Source organism: Streptomyces sp. NPDC018947 (assembly GCF_044390505.1).
Classification (GTDB): Bacteria; Actinomycetota; Actinomycetes; order Streptomycetales; family Streptomycetaceae; genus Streptomyces.
Genome location: NZ_JBIRZD010000009.1, coordinates 98,176 through 122,147, shown reverse-complemented (window position 1 = coordinate 122,147; position 23,972 = coordinate 98,176). Strand labels below are relative to the sequence as shown.

The 23,972-nt window shown below is 74.2% G+C and carries 22 protein-coding genes; 10 read left to right on the top strand and 12 right to left on the bottom strand.

What is annotated here, in order from left to right:
* Positions 1-31 precede the first annotated feature (31 nt).
* Positions 32-913 (top strand): formyltetrahydrofolate deformylase, encoded by an 882-nt coding sequence (gene purU / locus ACH499_RS18710; protein WP_356198770.1) that lies wholly within the window; start codon positions 32-34, stop codon positions 911-913.
* Positions 914-923: 10 nt separating this feature from the next.
* On the opposite strand, the gene ACH499_RS18705 is transcribed toward purU, so the two are convergent.
* A complete protein-coding gene (locus ACH499_RS18705; protein ID WP_399016974.1) occupies positions 924-2,165 on the bottom strand; it encodes a zf-HC2 domain-containing protein in 1,242 nt (413 codons plus the stop codon).
* The gene (locus ACH499_RS18700) at positions 2,162-2,743 is read right to left on the bottom strand and encodes a sigma-70 family RNA polymerase sigma factor (protein ID WP_399016973.1); all 582 of its coding nucleotides are present in this window, start codon (positions 2,741-2,743) and stop codon (positions 2,162-2,164) included. The genes ACH499_RS18705 and ACH499_RS18700 overlap by 4 nt, the downstream gene beginning before the upstream one ends.
* Before the next feature lie 370 nt (positions 2,744-3,113).
* On the opposite strand from ACH499_RS18700, the gene ACH499_RS18695 reads away from it, so the two are divergent.
* The 3 genes from ACH499_RS18695 to ACH499_RS18685 all read left to right on the top strand — a co-directional run bounded on the left by ACH499_RS18695 (position 3,114) and on the right by ACH499_RS18685 (position 5,073).
* A complete protein-coding gene (locus ACH499_RS18695) occupies positions 3,114-3,494 on the top strand; it encodes an STAS domain-containing protein (RefSeq protein WP_399016971.1) in 381 nt (126 codons plus the stop codon).
* A gap of 110 nt (positions 3,495-3,604) precedes the next feature.
* A complete protein-coding gene (locus ACH499_RS18690) occupies positions 3,605-4,117 on the top strand; it encodes an EF-hand domain-containing protein (protein WP_356198763.1) in 513 nt (170 codons plus the stop codon).
* A 482-nt stretch (positions 4,118-4,599) separates the two neighbouring features.
* A complete protein-coding gene (locus ACH499_RS18685) occupies positions 4,600-5,073 on the top strand; it encodes an ATP-binding protein (RefSeq protein WP_356198762.1) in 474 nt (157 codons plus the stop codon).
* 320 nt (positions 5,074-5,393) lie between these two features.
* Here the strand turns inward: ACH499_RS18685 and ACH499_RS18680 are convergent, their stop codons facing one another.
* Positions 5,394-6,401 (bottom strand): helix-turn-helix domain-containing protein, encoded by a 1,008-nt coding sequence (locus ACH499_RS18680; protein ID WP_356198761.1) that lies wholly within the window; start codon positions 6,399-6,401, stop codon positions 5,394-5,396.
* Between the two features lie 71 nt (positions 6,402-6,472).
* Here ACH499_RS18680 and ACH499_RS18675 point away from each other — a divergent pair, with 71 nt between their 5' ends.
* Entirely contained in the window at positions 6,473-7,786 is a 1,314-nt protein-coding gene (locus tag ACH499_RS18675; RefSeq protein WP_399016968.1) for an MFS transporter, read from the top strand.
* 18 nt (positions 7,787-7,804) lie between these two features.
* On the top strand, positions 7,805-8,701 hold the full coding sequence (locus ACH499_RS18670; RefSeq protein WP_356198759.1) for a hypothetical protein: 897 nt from the start codon (positions 7,805-7,807) through the stop codon (positions 8,699-8,701).
* Here the strand turns inward: ACH499_RS18670 and ACH499_RS18665 are convergent.
* Positions 8,684-9,886: a flavin-containing monooxygenase gene (locus ACH499_RS18665; RefSeq protein ID WP_399016965.1), complete on the bottom strand. Its 1,203-nt coding sequence runs from the start codon at positions 9,884-9,886 to the stop codon at positions 8,684-8,686. The two genes, ACH499_RS18670 and ACH499_RS18665, sit on opposite strands and share 18 nt — an antisense overlap.
* A 113-nt stretch (positions 9,887-9,999) precedes the next feature.
* Here ACH499_RS18665 and ACH499_RS18660 point away from each other — a divergent pair, with 113 nt between their 5' ends.
* Positions 10,000-10,611 (top strand): GNAT family N-acetyltransferase, encoded by a 612-nt coding sequence (locus ACH499_RS18660; RefSeq protein WP_399016963.1) that lies wholly within the window; start codon positions 10,000-10,002, stop codon positions 10,609-10,611.
* A gap of 118 nt (positions 10,612-10,729) precedes the next feature.
* Here the strand turns inward: ACH499_RS18660 and ACH499_RS18655 are convergent, their stop codons facing one another.
* The 3 genes from ACH499_RS18655 to ACH499_RS18645 all read right to left on the bottom strand — a co-directional run bounded on the left by ACH499_RS18655 (position 10,730) and on the right by ACH499_RS18645 (position 12,811).
* On the bottom strand, positions 10,730-11,395 hold the full coding sequence (locus tag ACH499_RS18655; RefSeq protein WP_356198753.1) for a pyridoxal 5'-phosphate synthase: 666 nt from the start codon (positions 11,393-11,395) through the stop codon (positions 10,730-10,732).
* 50 nt (positions 11,396-11,445) lie between these two features.
* On the bottom strand, positions 11,446-11,871 hold the full coding sequence (locus ACH499_RS18650; RefSeq protein WP_399016961.1) for a pyridoxamine 5'-phosphate oxidase family protein: 426 nt from the start codon (positions 11,869-11,871) through the stop codon (positions 11,446-11,448).
* A gap of 304 nt (positions 11,872-12,175) precedes the next feature.
* The gene (locus tag ACH499_RS18645) at positions 12,176-12,811 is read right to left on the bottom strand and encodes a TetR family transcriptional regulator (RefSeq protein ID WP_356198872.1); all 636 of its coding nucleotides are present in this window, start codon (positions 12,809-12,811) and stop codon (positions 12,176-12,178) included.
* 134 nt (positions 12,812-12,945) lie between these two features.
* Between ACH499_RS18645 and ACH499_RS18640 the strand changes: the two genes are divergently transcribed.
* The 3 genes from ACH499_RS18640 to ACH499_RS18630 all read left to right on the top strand — a co-directional run bounded on the left by ACH499_RS18640 (position 12,946) and on the right by ACH499_RS18630 (position 16,967).
* Positions 12,946-13,725, top strand: coding sequence for a VOC family protein (locus ACH499_RS18640; RefSeq protein WP_399016959.1), 780 nt, complete (start codon positions 12,946-12,948; stop codon positions 13,723-13,725).
* A 199-nt stretch (positions 13,726-13,924) separates the two neighbouring features.
* A complete protein-coding gene (locus ACH499_RS18635; RefSeq protein ID WP_399016957.1) occupies positions 13,925-16,315 on the top strand; it encodes a PQQ-binding-like beta-propeller repeat protein in 2,391 nt (796 codons plus the stop codon).
* 88 nt (positions 16,316-16,403) lie between these two features.
* On the top strand, positions 16,404-16,967 hold the full coding sequence (locus tag ACH499_RS18630) for a hypothetical protein (RefSeq protein ID WP_399016955.1): 564 nt from the start codon (positions 16,404-16,406) through the stop codon (positions 16,965-16,967).
* A gap of 13 nt (positions 16,968-16,980) precedes the next feature.
* Here the strand turns inward: ACH499_RS18630 and ACH499_RS18625 are convergent, their stop codons facing one another.
* The 5 genes from ACH499_RS18625 to ACH499_RS18605 form a co-directional block, all read right to left on the bottom strand.
* Complete coding sequence (locus tag ACH499_RS18625; protein ID WP_399016953.1) at positions 16,981-18,405, bottom strand: NAD(P)/FAD-dependent oxidoreductase; 1,425 nt, start codon at positions 18,403-18,405, stop codon at positions 16,981-16,983.
* A complete protein-coding gene (locus tag ACH499_RS18620) occupies positions 18,398-19,591 on the bottom strand; it encodes an MAB_1171c family putative transporter (RefSeq protein WP_399016951.1) in 1,194 nt (397 codons plus the stop codon). Before ACH499_RS18620 ends, ACH499_RS18625 begins: the two co-directional genes overlap by 8 nt.
* Positions 19,591-20,187, bottom strand: coding sequence for a toxin (locus tag ACH499_RS18615; RefSeq protein WP_365596957.1), 597 nt, complete (start codon positions 20,185-20,187; stop codon positions 19,591-19,593). Before ACH499_RS18615 ends, ACH499_RS18620 begins: the two co-directional genes overlap by 1 nt.
* 334 nt (positions 20,188-20,521) lie before the next feature.
* On the bottom strand, positions 20,522-20,722 hold the full coding sequence (locus ACH499_RS18610; protein ID WP_356198740.1) for a sigma-like protein: 201 nt from the start codon (positions 20,720-20,722) through the stop codon (positions 20,522-20,524).
* Between the two features lie 201 nt (positions 20,723-20,923).
* On the bottom strand, positions 20,924-23,890 hold the full coding sequence (locus tag ACH499_RS18605; RefSeq protein WP_399016949.1) for an AfsR/SARP family transcriptional regulator: 2,967 nt from the start codon (positions 23,888-23,890) through the stop codon (positions 20,924-20,926).
* Between the last annotated feature and the right edge of the window lie 82 nt (positions 23,891-23,972).

Sequence of the window (23,972 nt, the reverse complement as noted above, 5' to 3'; positions counted from 1 at the left end):
TGCGGGGGGCGGATATGGGACCCTGTCCTGCATGAACGAGCAGTCCAGCCCCGCCGCCGCACCGGCCGACCAGTACGTCCTGACCCTGTCCTGCCCCGACAAGCAGGGCATCGTGCACGCCGTGTCGAGCTACCTCTTCATGACCGGCTGCAACATCGAGGACAGTCGGCAGTTCGGCGACCACGACACGGGACTGTTCTTCATGCGCGTCCACTTCTCGGCCGAGGCGCCGGTCACCGTGGAGAAGCTGCGCGCCAGTTTCACCGCGATCGGTGACGCGTTCCACATGGACTGGCAGATCAACCGGGCCGACGCGAAGATGCGCATCGTCCTGATGGTCAGCAGGTTCGGGCACTGCCTGAACGACCTGCTGTTCCGCGCCCGGATCGGGGCGCTGCCGGTGGAGATCGCGGCGGTGGTGTCCAATCACACCGACTTCGCTGAACTGGTGGGGTCCTATGACATCCCCTTCCACCACATCCCCGTGACGAAGGACACCAAGGCGGAGGCCGAGGCGCGGCTGCTGGAGATCGTGCGCGAGGAGAACGTCGAACTCGTCGTGCTGGCCCGCTACATGCAGGTCCTCTCGGACGACCTGTGCAAGCGGCTCAGCGGCCGGATCATCAACATCCACCACTCCTTCCTGCCGAGCTTCAAGGGCGCCAAGCCGTACCACCAGGCGCACGCCCGGGGTGTGAAGCTGATCGGCGCGACCGCGCACTATGTGACGGCCGACCTCGACGAGGGGCCGATCATCGAGCAGGAGGTCGAGCGGGTCGGCCACGAGGTCACGCCGGACCAGCTCGTCGCGGTCGGCCGGGACGTGGAGTGCCAGGCGCTGGCGCGGGCCGTGAAGTGGCATGCCGAGCACAGGATCCTGCTCAACGGGCGGCGGACGGTCGTCTTCGCCTAGCGACCCGCCCCTACATACGGCTCAGGCTGGCCGCCGCGAACAGGACGTCCCGGATCGCCTCCCGGTCCCCGACCTGCCCCGCCACCGCCTCCGCCGGAGGCACCCGACCCGCGGCCAGACGGCAGAACTCGACGCCGTCCAGGGCGACATGGGCCACCTCGCGCTCGGCGGAGCCCACCGCGGCCGGGGAGTCCAGCGGGATCAGCCACTCGCCGCCGCCCGAGCCCTCGATCTCCAGCCGCAGACTGCGCCCCGGCTCGCCCGCCGCGACCAGGTGCCGGCGGCCGCCGGGCGGGGCCGGCCGGGCCCGGCGGCGTTCGGCCAGCACACCCGGCAGCATCCGCGCGGCGAGGTCGATCATGCGGTTCAGATGACGCGGCGAGGGCGGCTCGTAGGGATAGTCCACCGCCTCGGCGATGTCCTCCGCGTGCACCCAGCACTCGAAGGCCCGGTCCAGCATCGCGTCGCGCAGCGGCAGCTCGAAGTCGCCGTACGAGACCGGCATCCGTCCCTCGCCGCCCGGGCCGCCGGTGAACGCCACGGTCCGCACGAGGGCGTGGCTCTGCTCGCGCCAGGGCGCCCGCACGGCGCGCGTGGGCGGAAAGTGCGAGGCGCGCCAGTACGCCTCGGTGCGGCTGGCCGGCGCCGGGGCGGGCGCGGTGATCTCGCCGAGCGGGTCGGGCAGGCCCAGCGGGACGCCGACCAGCCCGTCGACCGTCAGCAGGTGGGCGATCACTCCCGCGACGGTGGTGCGGCGGCTCGCCGTGCCGTCGCCGTCGAACCAGCGCAGCCGTACTGGGGCGTGCCATTCGGCGTCCCCGAAGTCCTGCAGCAGCGCGTCCAGCCGGGCGGTCTCCGCGTCGTAGGGCGCGGCCCACTCGGGCACCGGGATGCGCGGCGGGCGGCGCTCCAGGCAGCCGTCCAGGACGCGGGTGCGCAGCGCGGGGTCGAGGTCGAGGCTCTCGGGGCGCTGGAGCAGTTCGACGGCGTCGCGCAGCCGCAGCGCCTCCTCGGCGCAGGTGCCGCACTCGCCCAGGTGCGCGTCGACGGCCGCGGCCTCCTGCGGGGAGCAGGCGGCCAGCGCCCAGGCGCCGAGGAGGGAGGCCAGCACCTGGTGCTCCAGTACGAGGGGCGCGGCGGGCAGCGCGAGCCCGCCGTCCTCGACGGAGGCACGCGGCATCGGTATGCGCGGTGCCGGTTCGGGCCCGCCCGCCCCGCCGTGCTCCCCGTGCTCGTCGTACGCCCCGCTCACGCCGCACCCCCGTACCAGGGCGGCGCTCCGTGTGACCCGGTGTCGTTGGCCGTGGCCAGGAGCTGGAGGCCGAGGCGCAGGCGGCGGCGGGCCTCGTCCTCCGTGACACCGAGGTCGGCCGCGGTCTGCCGGTAGTCGCGGCGCTGGAAGTAGGCCAGCTCCAGGGCGGCCCGCAGCGGGGCCGGCATGGACTGGACGATGTAGTCGGCGCGGGCGGCGACCGACGCGTGGCGCACCCTGTGCTCCAGTTCCTCGGTGGTGCCGGGGCCGCCGCGCGCGAGGGCGGCCGCCTCCGTGTCCCGCAGCCGCTGCACGGCCAGGCGGTGGGTGAGCGTGGCGACCCAGCTCCGCAGCGGGCCCTGTTTGGGGTCGTAGGTGTCGGGGTGCTCCCAGACGTGCGCGAACACGTCCCGGGTGACGCGGTCGGCGGCCCGCTCGTCGTCCAGGACACGGTGGGCGAGGCCGTGCACGAGCGAGGCGAACCGGTCGTAGAGCTCGCCGAGGGCGGCGGCCTCCCCCCGGGCGAGCCGCTGCTGCATCGTGCGGTCCCAGCGCAGCGGCAGGTCCTTCTTCGCCATACGGCTTCTCCACCCCCTCGCTCGGGCCCGGTGGCCGGGCCGGTCCCGTGCCGGCGGCCGGCGCGTGGCCGCCGTCTCCTCGAATGTAGTGCGCACGTCCGCGAGCGCACCCCTTTTGTGGCAATGCGCACCCTGGGCGGCCCGCAGGTGGTAGGGCACTTGCCCGACCCCCCGGGTGACCGCCTACCCTCCATCGTGCGACCAAATTCGATCGAACAGGATCGAAACCGTCTGAAACAAGCCTTTTTTGATCAAGGCCCGTTTCCGGGCGGGCGTTTGCGGGGACGGCCCGTGGGCAGGCGCGCGCCCAAGAAGCGTAAGGATGCCTTCCGCTTTCGGCTGAATCCCGGCGTAACGACGAATGAAGGGCATGGTGGTGGCGTTCACAGTGACCGGCGGCGAGCAGGGCGACTGGGCCGTGCTCCGGGTGTCGGGCGAGCTGGACCTGGTGACCTCCCCGGTGCTGCGGCAGCGCGTGCACGACGAGGTGGCCGAGGGGCGGCACAGCCTCGTCCTGGACCTCTCCGACGTCCTCTTCTGCGACTCCAGCGGGGTCGGCGTGCTCATCGCCGCCCGGCGGCTCATCCGCTCCTGCCAGGGCCGGCTGCGCCTGATACTCCCCGCCCAGGGCGCCGTCGACGGCTCGCACGTCAACCGGGTCCTCGGCGCGCTCGGCGTCCGCCGGCTCTTCGACGTCCACCCCGACCTCGCCTCGGCGACCGGCGAGGAACCGCGCCCGCTCTCGGCCTAGGACGCCCGGAGGGAGGACGGCTCGGGGTTCACCCTGCGGGCGGGCCCCCGGCGTCGTACTCTCCGTGCGAGACGCACCCACCACGTGACGTAAAGGCGGCCGGAGAAGACATGGTCAGCAGCGAGTACGAGCGCAGGATCGCGGCGCGGTTCGCCACCTTCGACCAGGACGGCAACGGTTACATCGACCGGCAGGACTTCAACGCGGCGGCCAAGGCGCTGCTCGCCGAGTTCTCCGTCGCCGCCCGGTCGGACCGGGGCCAGGCCCTGTACGCCGGCGCGGAGGCGCTCTGGCAGGGCATGGCCGGGATCGCGGACCGGGACGGCGACCAGCGCATCACCCGCGAGGAGTTCGTCACCGCGGCGGTCAAGCGGCTGCGGGACAACCCGGAGCGGTTCGCCGAGATCGCCAGGCCCTTCCTGCACGCGGCCCTGGCCGTCGCCGACGCGGACGGCGACGGAGCCCTCACCGTCGCCGACACCACGCGCGTGCTCACCGCGCTCGGCGTCCCCGGGGACACCGCCCGTACCGTCGCCGCCGCCCTCGACGCCGACGGGGACGGAAAGGTGGGGGAGGCGGAGGCCGTTCCTGCCTTCGCCCGCTGGTTCACCGTGCCCGAGTGACGTCCGCGCCGCCGCCCGCCCGCCCCCGTGTCGCGGATCGTGGCACCGTGGGCGTCACGGAGCGTTGACACCGGACGGGGCACGGCAGGTGGGCCCGTCACGGTCCGCAGTCGGCGCCGCCCTCCGGTACCTTGGGCGGGATGCGAGTGCTCCCGAGCGCCGAACGCGCCGGAGCCGCCCCCGAGGCGGCTCCGGAAACGGACGCGTGCGCCGTGCCCCGCAGGGCGGAACGGCCTTCGCCCGCCGCCTGTTCGACTCCTCGCGGCGAGCGTCGCACAGTATGCCGCACGGGTACTCCTTCGCGCTGGAATATGCCCGAAGCGCTTGTTGGCGTGACTGTACGTCAACCATGCTGTTCCTTGCGGGATTCACGTTCCGTGATCCCTGACCCGGCCGTAGTTCTGGTCATGCAGGAAATGGCTACGATCGTGGCCCTCATGAGGCGCGAGCCTTTGTGTCCGCCGGTTCGGATGGTGTGAGCGGTGCAGGTGCTTCAAGTGCTGGAGATCCGGCCCGACCCCGCAGAAGTGGGGCGCGCCCGTCGGTGGGCGCGCTCACGGCTCGCCGGGTCGGGGATAGAGGCCGACGAACCACTGGCCGAGACCCTGGTCCTGCTCGTCTCCGAGCTGGTGACCAACGCCGTGGTGCACACCGGCCGTCCGGCCGTGCTGCGGCTCGTCCTGCCGGGCGCGGTGACCGAGGAGGCCACCGTCCGTCTGGAGGTGGACGACGACTGCGGCCGTGCCCCGGTGCCCCGGTGCCCGGACGGCGACGCGACGGGCGGCCGGGGCCTCGCCCTCGTCGACGGCCTCGCCGACCGCTGGGGCTGGAGCCGGGAGGGCGCCGGCAAGCGCATCTGGTGCGAACTGGACCGCTGTGCCGGGCCCGTGCGGACCCCGCCGGCCCGTGCCGGCGGCTCGGCCCCCCACGAGGGGCTGGCCTTCGAGGTGGTCTAGCGGGAGCGCGGGGGCACCCGCCCCCACACGGCCCGGGTCCGGTGCGGCGGTGCGCCGGGACGTGCTTCCGTGCGCGTCCCCGGCCATCGGCGGCCAAGTGGCCCACCCCGTTCGCCGGTTGACGGATCGTGACCGTTTCCTCAGGCTGGTAGGCAGCGATTCGCCGCGAGGGGACGACGAGGACTCGGTGACGGAGCCCTCGACGAGCGTGGGTCGTGATTCGGCGGCGGTTCCCCCGGGGGCGACGGGAGCCGGGCGGGAGCGCCGGAGTCGGGTGGCGGCGCGCGGTGCTCGCACGGGCGGACGGCGCGACGCCGCCCTCACCCCCCACAGGCTGTGGACAACTCCGCGCGGAACGTACGCCGGTACGCGGTCGGTGTGACCCCGAGCGCCGCCTGCAGATGCTGCCGCATCGACTGGGCCGTGCCGAACCCGGCCTCGCGCGCCACCTGGTCGACGGACAGGTCCGTGGACTCCAGCAGGTGCCGGGCCCGTTCGACGCGCTGCTGGGTCAGCCACTGGCCGGGACTGACCCCGGCCTCCTCACGGAAGCGGCGCGTGAACGTGCGCACGGACATGGCCTCCTGCGCGGCCATGTCCCGCAGCCGGATGGGCTCGTGGAGGCGGGCGAGCGCCCAGGCGCGGGCCGCGGTCGTGGACGACTGCTGCGGATCGGGCACCGGCCGCTCGATGTACTGAGCCTGCCCGCCGTCGCGGTGGGGCGGCACGACGGTCCGGCGGGCCACGTCGTTGGCGACCGCGGTGCCGTGGTCCCGGCGCACGATGTGCACGCACAGGTCGATGCCCGCCGCGACGCCGGCCGAGGTGAGCACGTCCCCGTCGTCCACGAACAGCACGTCGGCGTCCACCCGGACCCGGGGGAACAGCCGCTGGAAGTGCGCGGCGGAGGCCCAGTGCGTGGTCGCCGGGCGGCCGTCGAGCCGGCCGGCGGCGGCCAGGACGTACCCCCCGGTGCAGATGGCGACCAGCCGGGTGCCGGGCCGGACCAGTTCCAGGGCCGCGGCCAGCTCCTCGGTCAGCCTGCCCTCCTCGTACACCGGACCCAGCTCGTACGAGGCCGGGACGACGACCGTGTCGGCGGTGGCCAGCGCCTCGGGGCCGTTCTGGACCAGGATCGCGAAGTCGGCGTCCGTCTGCACCGGGCCCGGCGGCCGGACCGAGCAGGTGACGACCTCGTACAGCGGGCGGCCGCGCTCGTCGCGGGCGCGGCCGAAGATCCGCTGGGGGATGCCCAGTTCGAAGGGGAGGGCGCCGTCGAGGGCCAGGACGACGACGCGGTGCGGGCGGTACGGACGGTCGGACGTCATGGCCCGATCCTAGCGAACACTGTCCTTCGGGCCACTCGATCGGACCGGCCGGAGGCCGGAAGCTCGATGACGTGACCCAGACAACCGACGCCACAGCGGCCGCGCGGCGGCCCCAGCCCACCCGGCCGCGCCGCGGCATCCGGGTGCACCGTGCCTGGTGGGTCGCCGCCGTCACCTTCGTGACGATCATCGGCGCCGCCGCCTTCCGCTCCCTGCCCGGCATCCTCATCGACCCGCTCCACCGCGACTTCGGCTGGTCCCGCGGCACGATCGGTGCCGCCGTCTCCGTGAACCTCGCGCTCTACGGACTGACCGCGCCCTTCGCCGCGGCGCTGATGGACCGCTTCGGGATCCGGCGGGTGGTCGCCGTGGCCCTGAGCGTCATCGCGCTCGGCTCGGGCCTGACGGTGTGGATGGACTCCGCCTGGCAGCTCATCCTGTGCTGGGGCCTGCTGGTGGGCCTCGGCTCCGGCTCGATGGCGCTGGCCTTCGCCGCCACGGTGACCAACCGCTGGTTCACCGAGCGCCGCGGCCTGGTCACCGGTGTCCTCACCGCCGCCTCCGCCTCCGGGCAGCTCGTCTTCCTGCCGCTGCTGTCCTGGATCGTGGAGACCCATGACTGGCGCCCCGCGGCCGTCACGGTCGCCCTCGCCGCCCTCGCCGTCGTGCCCTTCGTCTGGCTGCTCCTGCACGACCACCCCGCCGACATCGGCCAGAAGCCGTACGGGGCGAAGGAGTTCGTCCCCAAGCCCGACCCCGTCCCCGGCGCCGCCCGGCGTGCCCTCGCGGTGCTCTTCTCCGCCGTCCGCACCGGCCCCTTCTGGCTGCTCGCCGGCACCTTCGCCATCTGCGGCGCCTCCACCAACGGCCTGATCCAGACCCACTTCGTGCCCGCCGCCCACGACCACGGGATGCCGCTGACCGCCGCGGCCTCGCTGCTCGCCGTCATCGGCGTGTTCGACGTGATCGGCACGGTCGCGTCCGGCTGGTTCACCGACCGCTTCGAACCCCGCCGCCTGCTCGCCGTCTACTACGCCCTGCGCGGTGTCTCGCTCCTCTTCCTCCCCATGCTGCTCGCGCCCAGCGTCCACCCGCCGATGATCTTCTTCATCGTCTTCTACGGCCTCGACTGGGTCGCCACCGTCCCGCCCACCCTCGCCCTGTGCCGCGAGCAGTACGGCGAGGACAGTGCGATCGTCTTCGGCTGGGTCCTCGCCTCCCACCAGGTCGGCGCCGCCCTCGTCGCCTTCCTCGGCGGCGCGGCCCGCGACACCTTCGGCAGCTACGACGTCGTCTGGTACGCCTCGGGCGCCCTGTGCGCGGTCGCGGCGCTCATGGCCCTGGTGATCCGGCGGCGGCCCGCTCCGGTGCTCGCGGTGTCCTGAGCGGCGTACGCTCCCCGCATGGGGTGGGGGAGCGGGGAACGCCCGGGCGGGCGCACCCGCCCCGCGGACGACGAGTGGAACCGGGCGTCGGCCCTGTGCGCGGCGCAGCTCCCGCTGGTGTGGCTGGCGTGGTGGTACTGCGCGGTGGCGGGGCGGGACGACTACGGCCGTACCGGCGGCTTCCTCGGCATCGTCTGCGTCCCGCTGGTCCTGCCGGTCCTCGGCGTCCTGCACGCCACGGTCCAGATCATGCCCGCCGCGGTGCTGGCCGACCTCGGCCCGGTCCGCCGGCACGGCCCCGAGTGGGCGCGGCGCGCGGTGGCGTCCTCACTGGTCGGGTCCGGGTGGGCCGTGGTGGGGCACCTGCTGTGGGACTGGCCGGTCGGGGCCACGCTCCCGTGGTTCGCGGCGGTGGGGATCCTGCCCGTGCTGGGCCTCGCCCTGCTGCGCCGGCGGGAGTGGGGAGGGCGGGGCGTCTGGCTGCGCGCGGCGGGCGCCTGCGTCGTGCTGTTCGCCGCCGCCGGGACGGGCGTGGCCGCGCTGGCCGACGAGTACGAGCCGCCGAAGCTCTCCACCGGGCGGCTCACCGGGGACTGGCACGGCGACGGCGGGGCCCTGCTGCGGCTGGAGCCGGGCGGCCGGGCCGAACTGACCCGGGTCCCGGCCCAGCCCGGCGTCGGCGCGAGCTCCGACTACACCCGGTGCGACGGCACCGGCGCCTGGACCCGCCACCCCGGAGGGCGCGGCGGTGAGGGCCGCGACGCCGTCCTGGTGCGGGTCGACGGGGACTGCGGGCTGGAGACGTACTGGACGATCGGCGGGACCGAGCGGGACCCCGAGCTGTTCGCGCTGTTCGGCGACCCGGACGTCGGGGAGGCGCTGATCCTGACCCGCGGCTCAGCCGGGCAGGCGTGACACCCGGCCCGCGTCCCGTCGCGCCACGGCACGCGCGATGCGCTCCGCGTCGACGGCGAGTTCGCGGAGCATGCCGCTGATCGGGTTGGTGAAGCCGGTGAAGTACAGGCCCGGGGCGCCGGGCGCGGTGCGGGGACCGTGCGCGACCGGCCTGCCCGAGTCGTCCAGCACCCCGAGGCCACCCACCAGGCCCTCCAGTCCCTGCCGGTAGCCGGTGGCCGCGATCACCACATCGGGGGCGACGCGCGTGCCGTCGGCCAGGAGGACCTTGCCGTCCTCGAAGCCGGTCACGGCGGCGACGACCTCCACGCGGCCCGAGCGCACCGCGTCGACCAGACCGGTGTCCTGCACCGGCAGGGCGCCCTGCCGCACCCGGCTGTAGAGGCCGGTATCCGGACGGGGCAGGCCGTGGGCCGACAGGTCGGGCACGCTGATCCGGGCCAGCGGCCGGGCCAGCCGGTCGACCAGGGCGACCGGGAGGCGCCGGCACAGGACGCCGGAGTACTGGGCGGGCCAGCCGGCCGTGGAGCGCCGGACGATGTGCGGCGGGGTGCGCACCGACAGGCGCACCCGCGCGGCGCCGCCCTCCACCAGATCCACGGCGATCTCGGCCCCGGTGTTGCCGGCGCCGACGACGAGGACGTCCCGTCCCGCGTAGGGGGCCGCGTCGCGGTAGGCGCGGGCGTGCAGGAGCGTGCCGGTGTACGTGTCGCGGCCGGGCCAGTCCGGGAGGCGCGGGGTGTGGTTGTACCCGGTGGCGACCACCACCGCGGCGCCCCTCAGCTCCCGGCCCCCGGAGGCGTGCAGCAGCCAGCCGGTGCCGTCGGGTGCGCGCTCGACGCGGGAGACCTCGACGCCGGTGACGATCTCCAGCCGGTGGTGCTCGGCGTACTTCTCCAGGTAGCGCACCAGGTCGTCGCGGGCCACCCACCGGCCGAAGCGGCGCGGCAGGGCCAGTCCGGGCAGGGACGACATGCGGCGGGTGGTGTGCAGGCGCAGCCGGTCGTAGTGCTCCCGCCAGGAGGCTCCGACCCGGTCGGCGCGTTCCAGGACGACGGCCCGCAGCCCCCGTTCGCGCAGCGCGTGGGCTACGGCGAGCCCGCCGGGGCCGCCGCCGACGACGTACACGGGGAGGTCCGCGGGGTGGGCGGACCGCGGTGCAGCGGACGCTGTGGAGTCGGCCATGCGGCGAGCGTAATCGCGCACCAGCTTGATGGGTCTCGGTCAAGATGGGGTTCGGTTGCGGATCGGTCACGGCTGCCGGAGTCCCTGGCGGGCGGGTCCGATTGAATGGACGGATGGCCCACACACGTATGCGCACCCTCGCCCCTTCCGTCGTCGAACCGCGCGGACACGGTCTGCGCCTGAGCGCCTGGGACGCCGGCAGCGACGACGACGTGGCGACCTGGCTGCGCGGTCACCTGGACCCCGACTTCCGGGCCTGGAACACGCCGCTGCGGCCGATGACCGACCTCCGGGCCGCCCGCGAGTCGCTGCGCGCACGGGCGAGGGACGCCGGGGAGGGCAGGTCGGCGACGTTCCGGATCGCCGACGAGGACAGCGGGGCGACGCTCGGGCACATCGGCCTCAACGAGATCAACTCACCGCTGCGGGTGGCCCGGGTCGGCTACTGGGTGCTCCCCGAGGCCCGCGGCCGCGGCGTCGCCACCCGCGCCCTGCTGCTCGCCTCGCGCTGGGCCTTCGAGGACATCGGCGTGCACCGCCTGGAACTGGGCCACGCGCTGGGCCACGGCGCCTCCTGCCGGGTCGCCGAGCGGTGCGGGTACGTGTACGAGGGGACGATGCGCGGGGCGATGTTCGAGGTGGACCGCCGCGACACCTTCCGCGACGCCCACCTCCACGCCCGCCTCGCGACCGACCCGGAGCCGGCGTTCCCGGCCGCCCCCTGAGCCCCGCCGAGGGGCGGCGTGGGCGCACCGGCCCGGGGGCGAGGCGGCCGTGGGCGGCGTCCGGGTGCGGACCGGTCCCACGGCCCCGGCCGGCGTCAGGCGGACCGCGGAGCGTTCCTCACGGCCACAGGAGCTGTGTGCGCCAGTCGTCCTCCGTGCGGCGGTAGGCGAGGCGTACGTGGCGGCGGCGGGCGTCTCCCTGGAAGAACTCCACCTCCTCCGGGCGCAGCCGGTACAGCGTCCAGGACGGTACGGAGGCGTCCGGTTCGCGCTCGGCCCGTTCCCACGCCGCCGCGGAGGCGCGCGCCAGTTCGTCCGGGGAGCTGAGCGGCGCGCTCTGATGGCCGGTGAGCGCGGCGGCCAGGGCGCCGGTCGAGCGGACGCGCAGATCGGCGTGGGCCTGCTCGGCCGGGGCGACGGTGACCGGTCCGCGCACCCGCACCTGGCGGCCCAGCACCGGCCAGTAGAAGGCGAGCGCGGCGTACGGGCGGGCGGTCAGGTGGTGGCCCTTGCGGCTGTCGGCGTGCGTGGCGAAGGACCAGCCCTCCTCGTCCGCGCCGTGCAGCGTCACGATCCGCACGTCCGGCCACCCCTCCGCGTCGGCCGTCGCCAGGGACACGGTGTGCGGCTCGGTCTGCCCGGCCGCCACCGCCTCGGCGAACCACCGGGTGAACAGCGGCAGCGGGTCGCCGGGCGCGGTGGCCGGGTCGAAGGACGGCAGTTCGGTGACCGCCGGGTCCCACACCCGCACGGACCTCAGCAGGTCGTCAAGATCGGTTTGCATGCCCCGATTGTCACGCGGGCGGGACGGTGCCGAGGGGTGTTCCGCCGGGGTCACACGGAGCCGAGGTCGGAGGACACCCAGCGCTCGGGCCGCATCCGGACGACGATCTGCTCGCCGTGGCTCTTCCGGGCGAAGTCGACGTAGCCCTCGACCTTCTCGGCCGGGAGGTAGCGGGCGGCCATCTCCCGCAGCGCCTCGACCGTCGCGGGGACCGTCTCCACGACGGGGCCCTCCACCGACACGTACCGGACGGTGGGCTCCAGCCGGTCGACCATCAGGGAGAACCGGCCGGCCGCCTTGATCCGCTCGTTCTTGCGGCTGTGGAGCCCGGTCAGGACCCACACGTCGCCGCCGGGTTCGTACTGGTACCAGATCGGCACGGTCAGCGGGGCCCGCCCGGCACCCCCGTCCACCGAGAGGGCGGCGACGTGCGGCTCGGCCAGGAACTGTTCGCGCTCTTCACGGCTCAGGGCCATTCCGGTCTCCTCGACTGGATGCGGACGTGCGGCGGTTCGGACGCGTGCACCGGCCTGAACACCGGTCGGGCGGGCGGTTGTTCCCGCGGGCCCGGCCGGTCGCCGGCGATCACGCGACGGGCGGCTCGGCACCGGGAAGCGGTGCGGCGGCGTCGGCGCCGGGGAGGAGGCGAGGGGCGTGCGGCTCGGGGGCCGGACGGGCGGGGGAGAAGAGGCACCGCGGCGGTGCGGAGAGCGGCGTCCGGGGGGACGGGCAGGGCGGACCGTGCAGGGATGACAGGCTGCTGCGGGGCCGGTCGAAACGTTACTTCGTGGGCTTCTTGCCGGTGATGCCCAGATACATCAACAAGGCCAGGGTCGGCTTGAGTTCCGCCTGCTTCACGCCCCAGGAGCTGAAGCCCTTCTGGTGCGAGGCGACGGCCGACAGCATGGTGACCAGGGAACCGGCGATCGCGGCCGGGTTCACGTCCTTGTCGACCTTGCCCTTGGCCTGGAGTTCGGCGACGGAGTCCGCGAGGGCCGTGTTCACCGAGTTGAGGATCTTCATCCGGAGCTTGTAGAACCGCTTGTCGCCCTCCGCGGCGCCCAGGTCGACGACCCGCAGGATCGCGTCGTTGCGCCGCCAGAAGTCCAGGAATCCCTCGACCAGTTCCTGTGCGGTCTGCCAGCCGGCCTTGCCGACCCAGGAACGGCCCGCCGCCAGGTCGGCCAACCCGGAGCTCTCCGCGGCCGTTTGGTCGGCGATCTCCAGGACGGCTCCCTCGACGTCCGGAAAGTACTGGTAGAAGGTCGCGGGCGACGTGCCCGCCTTCCGGGCGACATCGATGACCTTGACATCCCGGTAGGGCGAGGAGCTCAGCATGTCGCCCAGGCAGTCGAGCAGTTTCTGCCGGGTCGCCTGCCCGCGTCGACCGGCCACGCGGCCGTCAACGGTGCGCACTTGTCCTGTCATGCCGTCAGCTTACCGACGGGGGTTCGGAGCGCGATTCGGCCGACTGCAAATGGGGTGCGAGGGCGCGAAGAGGCCGCTGTGCCTGGTCTGCGCGGTGCGCGGGACGCGGTTACTTTGGCGACATGGCCGAAAACGGTGCATCCGCCCAGAGGGCGTCCGCGTACGCAGAAGGCGTCCCCCGCTGGGTCGACGCACAGCTCCCCGACGTCGAGGCGGGCAAGCGCTTCTACGGGGAGCTCTTCGGATGGACCTTCGAGGAGACGGGGCCCGGCGCGGCCGTACGGGCTCGGCTGGAGGGCGAGCCCGTCGCCGCGCTGGTGCCCAAGACGGACGGGCGGATGCCCACCGTGTGGACGGTGTACCTCGCCGCCCGTGACGCCGGGGCGCTGGCCCGGCGGATCCAGGAGGCCGGCGGGCAGATCGTCACGCCGCCCCGCCCGGTGGAGGACCTGGGCACGACCGCCCTCGCCGCCGATCCCCAGGGCGCGGTCTTCGCCCTGCTGGAGCCGGCCGGCCCCGCCGTCCCCGGCGCGGGGGACGAGGGGGCCGCGGCCCCGGCGGGCTTCGGCAGGCGGCACGAGCCGGGCACCTTCGCCTGGGCCGAGCTGTACACCCGCGACACCGACGCCGCCGACGCCTTCTACGGCGAGCTGTTCCACCACGCGCTCTTCGGCCCGGACGCCGCACCCGACGTGGGCCGCGCCGCCGTCACCGACGTGTTCCCCGCCGAGATGCCGCCGCACTTCCTGGTCCACTTCCGCGTCGAGGACTGCGAGGCCGCGCTCGGCGCGGTGGCCCGGCTCGGCGGCCGCGTGCAGGTGCCGCCGTTCGAGACGTCGTACGGGAGGGTGGCCGTGGTGGCGGACGGCCAGGGGGCGTCGTTCGCGTTGTTGCAGCGCTGAGGGCCGCCGCGGCACCGCACCCGGTGCGTGTTCGCCCGGTATTGCGGCATGACACCCCGATTGTCCCAGGGTTCGCCACCAGCGCCTCGGACAGGAAGAATCGGGGTGTGTGGCGCCGCCGCGGGGCGGTGGTGAGACGCTGCACATCGGTCGCGTACATATGTGGGTGGCGCGGCTCGTACGGGGAGGTGGCAGGCAAGTGGTGGATCAGCTTACGCAGCACGATCCGCGGCGGATCGGGCCGTTCGAGGTGCTGGGCCGGCTCGGGGCCGGCGGCATGGGGCTGGTCTATCTCGCGCGCTCGGCGTCCGGCCGGCGGGTGGCGATCAAGACGGTGCGCACGGAACTCGCCGAGGACCAGCTCTTCCGCGTCCGTTTCACGCGTGAGGTGGAGGCCGCCCGCGCGGTCTCCGGCTTCTACACGGCGGCCGTGGTCGACGCCGACCCCCGCGCCGCCGTGCCGTGGCTGGCCACCGCGTACGTCCCCGCGCCCTCCCTCGAGGAGATAGTGAACGAGTGCGGGCCGCTGCCGGCCCAGGCGGTGCGCTGGCTGGCCGCGGGCGTCGCCGAGGCGCTCCAGTCCATCCACGGCGCCGGCCTGGTCCACCGCGACCTCAAGCCCTCCAACGTCCTCGTCGTCGAGGACGGCCCCCGGGTGATCGACTTCGGCATCGCGTCCGGTGTCTCGAACACCCGCCTGACCATGACGAACGTCGCCGTCGGCACCCCCGCCTACATGTCGCCGGAGCAGGCGAAGGACTCCCGCAGCGTCACCGGCGCCAGCGACGTGTTCTCACTCGGCTCCATGCTGGTCTTCGCGGCCACCGGACACCCGCCCTTCCACGGCGCCAACCCGGTCGAGACGGTCTTCATGCTGCTGCGCGAGGGCCCCGACCTGGAGGGCCTCCCGGACGAGCTGCGCCCGCTGATCGAGTCGTGCATGCAGATGGACGCGACCGCCCGCCCCAACCCTGCCGACCTCCAGGCGCAGCTCGCCCCGCACCTGTTCGGCTCCGGGTCCGACGACAGCGGTACGGCCTCGGCGTGGCTGCCCGAGCGGGCGGTGGGCCTGATCGAGGGCCGCCGCAACGGCCGCCCCGCGCTGCCCGCCACGACGGCCGGGGGACGCGCCGCCGGGGGCGCCGGACCCGCCGTACCGGCGCCCCCGCTGCCGCCCCCGCCCTCGCACGACCCCGTCGTCCCGGCGCCGCCCGTGCACGGGCCCCCGGCGCCCGCGCCCGTGGGCGCCCCCGACACCGGGCCCGTCCGGCTGGCCGGAGCCCCCGTGCCGATCGGCCCGGGCCCGCGCGTCGCCGACATGCGGGCCGCCGCCGTGGCCGCGCCCCCGCCGGAGTCGGCCCTCGCCGCCTCCTGGTCGCGCCCGCGCCCCGGTGTGGGCGGTGCCGACCCTGCCGTACCGGCACCGGCCGCCCCCGCGACGCCCCCCGAGGCGGCGGCGAGCGGCTGGCGCCCCTGGCGCTTCCGCATGTCCAACGACGTGTGGGGCACCCCCTCCGTCGCCGGGGACCTGGTCTACGTCACCTCCTTCGAGGTGCACGCCCTGGACGTGGCCACCGGGCGCCGCCGTTTCAAGACGCGGGACGTGGCCTGGTCCATGGCGGTCGCGGACGGCCGTATCCACGCCTCCGACGGGCCGACCCTCTTCGCCCTCGACGCCCGCGAGGGCGCCGACCTGTGGCGCGTGCAGACGGACGCCTGGGTGTACGCGCTCCAGGCCGACCGCGGCACCGTCGTCACCTCCACGCGCGGCGGCGGCGTCCAGGCCTGGGAGGCCTCGGGCGGCCAGAAGCTGTGGGAGATCACCGGCTGCCAGACCGACTTCGAGTCCCCGGAGGCGGGCGCGACGGTCCACGACGGCACGGTGTACGTCTGGCAGGACGCGCGGCTGCGCGCCCTGGACGCCCGTACCGGCGACGAGCGCTGGGCGTACCCGATCGGTGACGCGGCGTCCTGCGGCGGTGTGCCGGTCCGCCTCGCCCAGGCGCCCGACGGCTACGTGTACGTCGCGGCCGGCACCCGCGTCCTCGCGCTGGAGGTCGCCTCCGGCCGTGTCCGCTGGCACTTCGAGGCCCCGGCGGTCTTCCTCTCCCCGCCCGTCTTCGTACCGGGCCCCGCGGTGACCGGCGGGGGGGTGTACCTGGCCGACTACCTCGGCACGGTGTACGCCCTCGACGCCACCGACGGCCGCGACCGCTGGCGCATCGCCACGGAGGGCCGTTCCTCCACCGACCCGGTGCTGGTGGCCGCGGGCCACGTGCACGTCGGCAGCGGCAAGGGCCTCTACACGCTGGACGCCGTCACCGGCACCCCCAAGTGGCGCTTCCAGGCGGGCGGCGAGATCGTGGGCGCGCCCGCGGTGGCCGAGGGCCGCATCCACTTCGGCTCGACCGACCACCTGCTCTATACCCTCAAGGCCGACGACGGCCGTCTGCGCTGGAAGCTGGCGACCGGCGGCGAGATCACCGGCTCCCCGGTGGTGCGGGACGGCATCGTCTACGCGTGCAGCAAGGACCGGTGCGTGTACGCGCTGGACGCGGAGAAGGGCACGGGGACGGCCCGCACGACGTGACGCCGCCCGGGCCCTCGCGGTCACCGGGCGTGCCCGGCCGTGGCGCGACGGTGACATGCCCGTGACAGGAGATCACTAGCGTGGGGGCATGACGACACGGGGACGAGCACTCAGGTACACGGCGATCTCGGCACTGGTGGTCCTCAGCCTGACCGGCTTCTCGACGGGCCGCGGGCACGGCGGCGGCGGTGACGGCGGGGGCGGCGGTTGCAGCAGCAGCAGCCAGGACCACGACAGCTCGTCCTCCACGTCGGGCGGCGTCTCCAAGGACGACGACTACGACGACTACGGCACGAGCGGCGGCTCGGGGTACGGCAGCGGCGACTACGACTCCGACCACGACGACGAGTACGGCGACACCGGCGGCAACGGCGGCAGCGCCCTCCGGCCGGCCACGGTCGAACTCGTGAGCTGCGCGAGTCCGGAGGACCCGTACGCCACCGTCGAGATCACCAACCCGAACGGCGTCGAGCACACCTTCGCCGTGACCGTGTTCTTCAAGGACGGCAGCGACGTGAACATCGACGACGCCAGCCAGGAGGCCACCGTCCCCGCGGGCGGCGTCAGTCGCGTACGCCTTCCGCTCGACGCCCCGGGCATGGTGCCCGACCACTGCGAACTGGACGACCAGGAGCCGCTGCCGCTGACCTGACGCGGCACGGTCCTCAGGGGCGGGCCGCCCGGCGTTCCGCCTCGCTGATCGGCGGTCCGGCCAGGTGTGGTTTCCGCGGCCCGAACAGCATGGGGACCAGCATGTCGCGGGAGAAGAGCCTGGTCGCGGGCCTCTCCATGCTCATCACGTCGAGCAGGGCGCCCATGGCGCGCGGATTGCGGGCGCCGGTGGCGACGGCCCGGTCGACGTAGCGGGCGAGGAGGCGTTCCACCGCGGTCGGCGGCGCGTCCGCGGCGCCCGGGTAGAAGGCGTCCTGCCCGACAGCCAGGTCCCAGGCGGCCGCGACCGGGCGGGCCGCGGCCCTCTGGAGCGCGCGGGCCGTTCCCGGCGCCGTGAGGGCCGTGCGGCGCAGCACGTCACGGACGGCGAGGGCGCCCTGCGCGGCGACGGTCAGGCCGTGCCCGTAGACCGGGTTGTAGCCGGCGACGGCGTCGCCGAGGACGGTGAAGCCGTCGGGCCATCGCCTCAGTTTCTCGTAGTAGCGGCGCCGGTTGGCGGTGCTGCGGGTGACGGCGACGCCGCCGAGCGGTTCGGCGTCCCGCAGCAGTTCGCCGATGAGCGGGTCGGCGAGGCCGAGCGCGAAGGGCACGAAGGCGTCCGCGTCGGCGGTGGGCTCGCCGCCTCGGGTGCCGCCCAGGGTGACGATCCACCGTCCGCCCTCGACGGGCAGGATGACACCGCCCTGCCCGGGCGCCTTGGCCGGGTTGGCCTGGACGTTGATCAGCGGGAAGTCGCCGTCGGCGGTGGTGCCGGGGGCACGGTAGAGACGGGTGGCGTAGGTGAGCCCGGCGTCGACCTCCCGCTCGGTGACGCGGGGCAGGCCGAGGCCGGCCAGCCAGTGCGCGGCGCGGGAGCCGCGGCCGGAGGCGTCCACGACGAGGTCGGCGCGCAGCAGGTGCTCGCCGGTGCCGGTGCCGGTGCCGGTGCCGTCGCCGTCCCGGACGCGGACGCCGGTCACGCGGCGGGCGTCGCCTTCGAGGGCGAGGACGGTGGCGCCCTGGCGCAGGGTGATCCGCCCGTCCTTGAGCACGTGGTCGCGTACGACGGAGTCGAGCAGGTCGCGCGAGCAGACCAGATTGCGGTGGTGGGTCGCCAGGAACCGGCGGAACCAGACCTCGTTGGGGGCCCGCGACACCATCCCGCCCATGATGGGGACCAGGCGCCCGCCCCGGCAGACCACGTCGTCGACGAGGCCGGGCAGCAGCGCGCCGAAGGCCCGCACGCCGCCGCTCCACACCAGGTGCGCGTGCCGGGCCTGCGGCACGCCCCGGCGCGGCTCGGGCCCCTCGGGCAGGACGTCGCGCTCGACGACCGTGACGTCCGCGAACTCGGTGAGCGCGGCGGCGGCGAAGAGGCCCGCCGCGCCGGCGCCGATGACGACGGCGCGCGGCCGGTGGACGACGGGGTTGTCAGGCATGGGCGTTGAGGCCGCTTTCTGTGCTGGTCACCCGGCGGCCGAGGGCGGCGATGGCACGCCGTCGGTACAGGGCGAGGGAAATGGTGCCGATGTGGTCGCTGATGTCGGGGCCGATGCCCGGCTGCCGCTCGGTCGCGGGGGCCGGGACACCGGCGGCGTAGGCGTCGATGGCGGCGCGCAGCGCGACGGCGCCGGCGAGGTCGCGGGCCCGCGCCTCGCCGTGCTCGGCCCGCGCCGCGGCGAGGGCCCGTTCGTACACGTCGTGGCGGAAGTGCGGGGACAGCAGCCGCAGCGCGTCGTGGATGCGCTGCTGGCGCTGCATGACCCTGAGGTCGAGCGGCACCCACCAGCCGAGACGTGCCTGCGCCGCCGCCGGGGCGAGCACGCGCAGCGCCCGCCACAACGGGCGCAGCCGCAGGTACTCGCGCTGGTCGCGGACCGCGTTGCGCAGCGCGGGCCCGGCCTGCGGGACGATGAACCCGACGGCGACCAGCGACGCCTGGAGCAGCGCGAACGGCGGCGCGACCTCGGTGCTGAGGACGTCCCCGTCGGCCCCGGCCCAACGGGCCCCGACGGCGGCCAGTTTCGCCGCGTCGAAGACCAGTCCGGCGGCGAAGCCGGTCAGCAGGAGCACGACCCCCGACCTCACCCAGGGATCGGTCACGGTCGGCGACCAGTGCCGCAGCATCCGCGTGGCGACGATGCCGGTCACCGCGTGGGCGCCGATGTAGAGCAGGATGTGCTCCCGCATCCACGGGGTGGCGGCGTAGTAGGTGTCCAGGTCGTACACGCGAGGCTCCGGCACGCGGGCCAGGAGGAAGGTCCCCCACAGCCCGGCCACGACGCCGCCGTACGCCCAGTGGATCCGGCGGATGCCGCGCCGGCGCCGCTCCGAGGGGGCCTCCCGCCACCGGGTGATCATGGTGAGGCCGGTCGCGCCGGACGCGGTGAGGAACGAGTACGCCACCGGCGAGGCGAAGTTGGGGATGCCCGTCCAGGCGTTGAGGCGCTCGATGTTGACGGGCGTGACGACGACGAGCACGCAGGTCGCGCAGGCCAGCAGCACGGTGGTCGCGCGTACCTCGGGGTTGCGCCAGGCCCGCAGGAACGTCGGCAGTTTGAGCAGGACGGCGAGGGCGAGCAGGGCGGTGGGCAGCGCGTACGGGATGTGGAGGTGCCGGCCCATCAGAGCAGGCGCCCACCGCGGTTGGTCAGGGACAGGTTCATGCGCCCCTCGAGCGTCGCCGGGGTGACCGGGCCCTCGGCGTACCGGCCGCGCATCCAGGTGCGTACCTCGCGGCCGAACAGCAGCCCGAAGGTCTCGGCGTCGACTTCGTGGTCGTCCGGCGACTCGGCCCGGGCGGCGACGGCCAGCAGCGCGTCGTGCGGCACCTCGGCGTCAGCGAGGATCTGCTCCGCGGCCCGCCGTACGGCGTCGGGTGCCTGCTGCGGCGGGGCGACGGCCCGGGCGGCGACGTGGTGGCCCAGGTCGCCCTGCTCCTCGTGCCACAGCTCGTGCCCGAGGATCACCAACTGCGCCTCCGCGACGGTGTGTTCCTCGACGACGACGAGGGAGCGGTCCCCGAGGTCGAGACGCAGCCCCGACACGGGGATGTCCGCCGGGAACGCCCGGAACACCAGCTCCACCGGCCGCCCGGCCCGCACGCTCATCGCCCGGCAGAAGGCCCGCATCACGGCCCGCGGCTCACCCGGCCGCTCGACGTCCTTCGCGGCTTCCTTCCCAAGAGCGGAGAGCAGCCCCTTCATGGCCCGGTGACTCATCCCCCGGCTCCCCCTCCCAGGGCTCACCACCTTGCCCCGACATGACGGGAAAACCCTAGTGACAACGGCCCCGTTGTTCGACCGATCCCACCCACACAAGCCAAGGCTTGGCCGATTCCCGGCGGGGGAGGGGGCGTTGGTCCCACCCGAATCCGGCCGGGGCGCTGCACGCGAACGAGGCCGGGGTTCCCCCCGGCCTCGTCGACGTGGGTGACCCGTCAGGGCATGTTGTTGTCCAGCGGAGCCACGACCGTGTCCTGCGGCGGCGCGGACATGCCTCGGCCGCGGCGGCTCCCCTCCGTGCCGCCGCGGCCGATCCCCGCGTGAAGAAGGTCTACTTGCCGTCCAGGTCCAGGGCGGGCGGGGCCGGCATGTGGCTGTCGAGCGTGGTGATGGAGTCATCGCTCGGCGGAGCCGGCATGTGACTGTCCTGGGTGGTGACGCTGCCGTCCTTCGGCGGAGCCGGCATGTGGCTGTCGAGCGTCGTGATGGTGTCGTTCTTCGCGTCTTCGCTGTTGCTCGTGGTGTTGCTCATTTGGCGCGAACCCCCATGCGGTGGATGGAACGTTGGGCTGGGAACACCCGTTCGGCGACTCCCCCGAAGGTCGCCGAACGGGTGCTCGGGGTCGTTCACCCTACAGATGAAGCCCCGCAGACCCGCCTGCCCCCCGATGCGACGGATCGATGTCCTGATCGTGGCAGCCAGCCATAAACGTTCGATGAACGAGCTGTTCGCTCAAGCCGCTTCGATCGGCCTGAGGAGCGCTCGCAACTCCGTCGATTCCGGCGCACCGGATTCCTCGTAGATGGCCAGTGCGTCGCGCCAGCACGCACGCGCGCGGTCGGTCTGACCGAGACTACTGAGCGAACGACCCAGGAGAGTGAGGATGTTGGCGCGCATCCAGTCACCACCGATACTTCCGGTCGTCAAGGCCTGCTCGGCGTGCTGTGCTGCTTGAGCCGGCCGGTGAGCCGAGAGGTGCACCTGAGCTATACGGAAGTGCGTTGCCCCTTCCCACAGACGCTGTCTGTTCTCCACGAACGTTTTCAGCGCCGTGGACAGTTCGCTCAGAGCCTCGTTCTGGCGCGAGGCGTGACTGAGTGCGATCCCCAGTGCGTACCGCGCGTTGGCCAGTCGGAAGGTCAGCCCGAGCTCGTCGTAGAGGGCGATTCCCTGGCGTACCAGGTCGATCCCCGAGGTGGTGCGTCCCACGGATACGAGAACACGGGACAGGTTGCAGAGTGCGCTGGCCTCACCGGGCCGGTTGCCGTCGGCCCGGAACGCCCTGATGGCCTCACGGAGGTGCGTTTCGCTGACGTCGCGCTGGTTCAGACAGTTGGCGATGATGCCCTGCTCGTTATGAGCGTTGCCCTTCGTCCACGAGTCTCCGGTCCGGTTGCCGAGTTCGATGGCGCGTTCGGCTTCCGCACCGGCCTCGTCGAAGCGTCCGGCACGACTGAGGACCTGAGCCAGAGTCGTACGTGCGCGCCCCTCGGCGAGTGCGTCACCTGCGACGGCTGTGGCGTCCCGCACGGCGAACGCAGCCGCCTCGTAACTGAGCGAACTCGCCCCTGACTCCGCCAAGTCTTTGGACGCCAGTAGGAGGTCGACCGCTCTGCGCAGTGTGCTCGGTCCGAGGGACTGCCGGACGCATGCCAGGAGGCAAGCTGCCTCGGAGTGCAGCCAGTCCAGGGCAGCGGAGTCGTCGCTGAACTGCATGCCCGCGAAATCGGTGCGTTCGAGGTGGTCCACGGTCCGGTCCCCCGGCCTCTCGATCGCGTACACCCCCGCCGCCGTCGCCAGATAGAAGTCCAGCAGCCGCGACAGCGCCGCCCCCCTTTCGCTCGGGGGGTGTTCGTCGCGTTCGGCGCAGGCGCGGGCGTAGAGGCGGACCAGGTCGTGGAAGCGGTAGCGGCCGGGTGCCGCCGATTCCAGGAGGGACGTGTCCACCAGGGACTCCAGCAGGTCCTCCGTGTCCTCCGGCGGCAGGTCCAGCACCGCCGCCGCGGCCGCGAGGGAGATGTCCGGGCCGTCGGCGAGGCCCAGCAGGCGGAAGGCACGGGCCTGGGCCGGTTCGAGCTGGCCGTAGCCCAGTTCGAACGTGGCCTTGACCGCCAGGTCACCGGCCTGCAGCTCGTCCAGCCTGCGCCGCTCGTCCGCCAGCTTCGCGGCGAGGACGGACACCGTCCAGGTGCGGCGCGCCGCGAGGCGGGACGCGGCGATGCGGATGGCCAGGGGCAGGAAACCGCACGCCCCGACCACGTCGAGCGCCGCCTCCCGCTCCGAGGCGACCCGCTCCTCGCCCACGATCCGGGTGAACAGCGACAGCGCCTCCTCGGGGGACATCACGTCCAGGTCGACCAGGTGCGCCCCGGCGAGGTCCACCATCCGCACCCGCGACGTGACCAGCGCGGCGCAGCCGTCCGTGCCGGGCAGCAGCGGGCGCACCTGCGCCGCGTCCCGGGCGTTGTCCAGCAGGACGAGCACGCGCCGCCCGTCCAGGACCGACCGGTACAGGGCCGCGCGCTCCTCCAGGGAGTCCGGGATGGCCGAGTCGGCCGTGCCGAGCGCCCGCAGGAAGGAGCCCAGTACCGTCTCCGGCTCCGCCGCCCGCGCCCCCGCGCCCTGGAGGTCGACGTAGAGCTGTCCGTCCGGGAAGGCGGCCCGCGCCTGGTGGGCCACGTGCACCGCGAGGGTCGTCTTGCCGACGCCGCCGATGCCCGCGAGGGCGGAGACGGCCATCACCCGGCCCTCGGCACCGGACGCCGAGCCCAGCACCTCGCTCAGTTCCCGCACGAAGGACGCGCGCCCCGTGAAGTCGGGGACCGTCGCCGGGAGCTGGGCCGGGCGGACCGGCGCCGCGGCCGACTCGGCGGCCGGCGCGGAGGGTTCCGCGAGGGCCGGGTCCGCCTGGAGGATGCGCTGCTGGAGCTCCCGCAGTCCGGGCCGCGGGTCGACGCCCAGCTCGTCGGCGAGCAGGCGCCGCGTGTCCGCGTACACGGCCAGCGCCTCGGCCTGGCGCCCGCTGCGGTACAGGGCGAGCATGAGCAGCTCCCGCAGCCGTTCGCGCAGCGGATGCGCGGCGGTCAGCGCGGTCAGCTCGGAGACGGCCTCCGCGTGGCAGCCCTGCTCCAGGTCCATGTCCAGCCGCGTCTCCAGGAGTTGCAGGCGCCACTCCTCCAGCCGGACCCGCTGCGTCTCCGCGTACGGGCCCGGCACGCCCGCCAGCGCCTCGCCGTCCCACAGCGCGAGCGCGCGGCGCAGCGCGTCCCGGGCCCGGCACAGGTCACCGGCGCCCCGCGCCTTCTCCGCCTCGGCGGCCAGGTCCTGGGCCACCCCGAGGTCGAGGGCGCCCTCCCCGAGCCCCCGTACGGCGTACCCGCCCGACTCGCTCACGAGCACGCCGGGGTCCAGCACCTTCCGCAGCCGGGACGCGTACGTCCGTACCGCCGCCAGCGCCTGGGACGGCGGGTCCTCGCCCCACAGGGCGTCGATCAGCTCGCCCGCGGTGGCCGTGCGGCCCTCGCGCAGCAACAGGGCGGCCAGCAGGGCGCGTTGCTGGGGGGAGCCGGTGGCCAGCGACGCGTCGCCGCGCCAGGCGCGCACCGGTCCGAGCACGCCGAAGCGCAGCGCGGCCGGGTTCCCGCCCTCCGCCGGGTATCCGGCAAGCCGCTGCTCCGGAACCCGCGGTCCACCGTCCATGCCGTCCCCCTAGACATCCTGAGCAACGAGGCCAGTTTGCCTTGTTCATGGCGACCTCGTCAGCCGTGGGAGACGCCGATCA

What these genes read in the sequence shown, in the direction of transcription:
- ACH499_RS18650 (WP_399016961.1), bottom strand. Translation starts at nt 11,871, where the DNA reads ATGGCCCTGAGCCGTGAAGAGCGCGAACAGTTCCTGGCCGAGCCGCAC.
- ACH499_RS18630 (WP_399016955.1), top strand. Translation starts at nt 16,404, where the DNA reads ATGACGACACGGGGACGAGCACTCAGGTACACGGCGATCTCGGCACTG.
- ACH499_RS18660 (WP_399016963.1), top strand. Translation starts at nt 10,000, where the DNA reads ATGGCCCACACACGTATGCGCACCCTCGCCCCTTCCGTCGTCGAACCG.
- ACH499_RS18620 (WP_399016951.1), bottom strand. Translation starts at nt 19,591, where the DNA reads ATGGGCCGGCACCTCCACATCCCGTACGCGCTGCCCACCGCCCTGCTC.
- purU (WP_356198770.1), top strand. Translation starts at nt 32, where the DNA reads ATGAACGAGCAGTCCAGCCCCGCCGCCGCACCGGCCGACCAGTACGTC.
- ACH499_RS18605 (WP_399016949.1), bottom strand. Translation starts at nt 23,890, where the DNA reads ATGGACGGTGGACCGCGGGTTCCGGAGCAGCGGCTTGCCGGATACCCG.
- ACH499_RS18615 (WP_365596957.1), bottom strand. Translation starts at nt 20,187, where the DNA reads ATGAGTCACCGGGCCATGAAGGGGCTGCTCTCCGCTCTTGGGAAGGAA.
- ACH499_RS18690 (WP_356198763.1), top strand. Translation starts at nt 3,605, where the DNA reads ATGGTCAGCAGCGAGTACGAGCGCAGGATCGCGGCGCGGTTCGCCACC.
- ACH499_RS18625 (WP_399016953.1), bottom strand. Translation starts at nt 18,405, where the DNA reads ATGCCTGACAACCCCGTCGTCCACCGGCCGCGCGCCGTCGTCATCGGC.
- ACH499_RS18640 (WP_399016959.1), top strand. Translation starts at nt 12,946, where the DNA reads ATGGCCGAAAACGGTGCATCCGCCCAGAGGGCGTCCGCGTACGCAGAA.
- ACH499_RS18695 (WP_399016971.1), top strand. Translation starts at nt 3,114, where the DNA reads ATGGTGGTGGCGTTCACAGTGACCGGCGGCGAGCAGGGCGACTGGGCC.
- ACH499_RS18670 (WP_356198759.1), top strand. Translation starts at nt 7,805, where the DNA reads ATGGGGTGGGGGAGCGGGGAACGCCCGGGCGGGCGCACCCGCCCCGCG.
- ACH499_RS18655 (WP_356198753.1), bottom strand. Translation starts at nt 11,395, where the DNA reads ATGCAAACCGATCTTGACGACCTGCTGAGGTCCGTGCGGGTGTGGGAC.
- ACH499_RS18700 (WP_399016973.1), bottom strand. Translation starts at nt 2,743, where the DNA reads ATGGCGAAGAAGGACCTGCCGCTGCGCTGGGACCGCACGATGCAGCAG.
- ACH499_RS18610 (WP_356198740.1), bottom strand. Translation starts at nt 20,722, where the DNA reads ATGAGCAACACCACGAGCAACAGCGAAGACGCGAAGAACGACACCATC.
- ACH499_RS18680 (WP_356198761.1), bottom strand. Translation starts at nt 6,401, where the DNA reads ATGACGTCCGACCGTCCGTACCGCCCGCACCGCGTCGTCGTCCTGGCC.
- ACH499_RS18665 (WP_399016965.1), bottom strand. Translation starts at nt 9,886, where the DNA reads ATGGCCGACTCCACAGCGTCCGCTGCACCGCGGTCCGCCCACCCCGCG.